Below are 2,921 nucleotides of genomic sequence, written 5' to 3' on the forward strand. Positions count from 1 at the left end.
GTGCGGGGCGCCAGGCGGATGACGGGACGCCCTTCACCTCAGGTCCGCACGGGAACCCGGAAATGTCGTCGGGTTCAGACGCGATGCGGCATCAGTGCGTTCGCCGGAATGACCCCGAGCCGGCCGGCCTGATAATCCTCGACGGCCTGGCGCAGTTCGGCCCGGGTGTTCATGACGAACGGGCCGTACACCTCGACGTGTTCCCGGATCGGCCGACCGCCCAGCAGCAGGACCTCGAGGTTCGGCGAGGACGCGTCCTGCCGGTCGTCCGCGGCGACACCGAGCAGATCCCCCGTTCCAAGGACCGCGAGCTGACCGGCCCGGATCGCCGTGGCGTCCGGGCCCACCGTCCCACGGCCACCGAGGACGTAGGCGAGCGCGTTGAACTCGGGGTTCCACGGCACGTGCACCGCCGCGCCGGGGGTCAGCGTCGCGTGGACGACGGAGATCGGGGTATGCGTGGCACCCGGGCCCCGGTGGCCCCCGACGTCACCGGCGATGACCCGCAGCAGGGCACCGCCGTCCGGCGAGGACACCAGGGAGACCTGGCCACCCTCGAGGTTCTGGTACCGCGGCGGGGAGAACTTGTCCTTCGCCGGGAGGTTCACCCAGAGCTGGACACCGTGGAACAGGCCGCCGCTGACGACAAGCTCCTCCGGCGGCGTCTCGATGTGGAGGATGCCCGCGCCGGCGGTCATCCACTGGGTGGCGCCGTCGGCGATCAGTCCGCCGCCGCCGTGCGAGTCCTGGTGCTGGAAGGTTCCGTCGATCATGTAGGTGACGGTCTCGAATCCGCGGTGGGGATGCCACGGGGTTCCCTTGGGCTCGCCCGGCCCGTAGTCGACGGCGCCCATCTCGTCCATGTGGATGAACGGATCCAGCTCGGCGAGCCGTACTCCGGCGAAGGCCCGACGCACCGGGAAGCCCTCGCCCTCCAGCCCGGTGGGCGCGGTGGTCACCCTCCGCACCGGACGGTCGACCTTGCCGAGCGCGGGCTCAGCCAGCCGAGGCAGGCGGACGGTATCGGCGGTGACGGCAGGCATGTCGTCCTCCTGGCGGGCTCACGATCGCCGGTCGACCTGCTCGAGCAGCTCAACCTGCTCGAGCAGCTCATCCCGGCGCCTCTACCTGTAAATGCAACTACCAACCCGCGCAACCACGGGCCACCCTCGATCCTTCCCGCGAATTCTTTGATCATCAGGGCGCGAGCGAGAAGCGTTCGCCCTCAGCGATCAATCCCGGGACCAACGGTAAGCTAAAAGGACTTCAGTGTAAGTGACTCAACTTCTTCACGTGAAGGTGGACCGCATGCCACAGATCCGGGTGCTGCCCGTCCTGCCGCTCGACGACGCCGTCGTGCTACCGGGCATGGTCGTGTCTCTCGACATGTCCGATGGTGAGATCCGAGCCGTCGTCGAAGCCGCCCGTGCCGGCGGATCCCGCGGCGCTCCCGACGCGCGGGCGCCGGGGATCTCCAGTCAGCCGGCGGGCCGGCCCGCCGAGGTGCTGCTGGTTCCCAGGACCGACGGCACGCTCGCCGACGTGGCCGCCGTCGGGGTGATCGAACAGGTCGGCCGGTTGCCGCAAGGGGGCTCGGCCGCGATCGTCCGCGGAACCGCCCGGGCCCGTGTCGGCGGCGTGCGCTCGGGTCCCGGCGACGTCACCTGGGTCGACGCCGTGTGGGGCGACACCGTGGTGAACGAGGGGGCCGTCGTGAACGAGGGGGCTGGGCCGCCGTCCGGCACGCTCGACGCTCCGGCGGACGCCGCCCCCGCGCGGACCGGCGAGGATCCGGCGAAGGTCGAGAGCCTGGCGAAGGAGTACCGCGCCCTGGTCACCAACCTGCTGCGCCAGCGCGGCGCCTGGCAGGTCGTCGACTCCGTCGCGGCGATCACCGATCCGTCCGCGCTCGCCGACACCGCCGGCTACGCATCCTACCTGACCACCGCGCAGAAGATCGAGCTGCTGGGCACCGCGGACGTAGCCACGAGGCTTGAACGGCTGCTGGCGTGGACCAAGAACCATCTGGCCGAACTGGACGTCGCGGAGACCATCCGCCGCGACGTTCAGGAGGGCATGGACCGCCAGCAGCGTGAGTTCCTGCTGCGCCGCCAGCTCGACGCCATTCGCAAGGAGCTGGTCGAGCTGGGCGGCTCCGGTCCGGGTTCCGGCGCGGGCGGCGACGGCGGCTCCGAACCGGCCGCCTACCGGGCCCGCGTCGAGGCCGCCGACCTGCCGGAGAAGGCCCGCGCCGCGGCGTTGAAGGAGGTCGACAAGCTAGAGCGGACGTCGGATTCCTCCCCGGAGGGCGGCTGGATCCGCACCTGGTTGGACACCATCCTCGACCTGCCGTGGAATGTCCGGGCGGAGGACTCCTACGACATCGCCGCGGCCCGCGCGGTACTCGACGCCGACCACTCCGGGCTCGACGACGTCAAGGACCGCATCATCGAGCATCTGGCGGTGCGCAAGCGCCGGGCCGATGCTGGTCTCGGCGTCGTCGGTGGCCGGCGCGGCGGTGCCGTGCTGGCACTCGCCGGCCCGCCCGGGGTCGGCAAGACATCACTCGGCGAGTCGATCGCCCGGGCCATGGGCCGGTCGTTCGTCCGGGTCGCCCTCGGCGGCGTGCGGGACGAGGCGGAGATCCGCGGTCACCGGCGGACCTACGTCGGCGCGCTGCCCGGCCGCATCGTCCGGGCGATCCGCGAAGCGGGCTCGATGAACCCGGTGGTGCTGCTCGACGAGGTCGACAAGCTGGGCGCCGACTACCGGGGGGACCCAACGGCGGCGCTGCTGGAGGTCCTCGACCCCGAGCAGAACCACACCTTCCGGGAGCATTAACATGTCTCAGCTTGTCGTTTAACCTTCGGGTGTCACTCTGCGTGATAGTCGCTGGTGGTTTGGGGTAGGGCGGCGTGTCG

2 protein-coding genes are annotated in these 2,921 nt (G+C 70.9%); one reads left to right on the forward strand and one right to left on the reverse strand.

What is annotated here, in order from left to right; all coding sequences use genetic code 11:
* Positions 1 to 74: 74 nt before the first annotated feature.
* Entirely contained in the window at positions 75 to 1,043 is a 969-nt protein-coding gene (locus AC08OP_RS23545; protein ID WP_462187056.1) for a pirin family protein, read from the reverse strand.
* A gap of 265 nt (positions 1,044 to 1,308) precedes the next feature.
* Between AC08OP_RS23545 and AC08OP_RS23550 the strand changes: the two genes are divergently transcribed.
* Positions 1,309 to 2,841, forward strand: coding sequence for an LON peptidase substrate-binding domain-containing protein (locus AC08OP_RS23550; RefSeq protein ID WP_476616168.1), 1,533 nt, complete (start codon positions 1,309 to 1,311; stop codon positions 2,839 to 2,841).
* The last annotated feature ends 80 nt before the right edge of the window (positions 2,842 to 2,921 follow it).

The organism is Frankia sp. CeRuru1, from assembly GCF_977966315.1.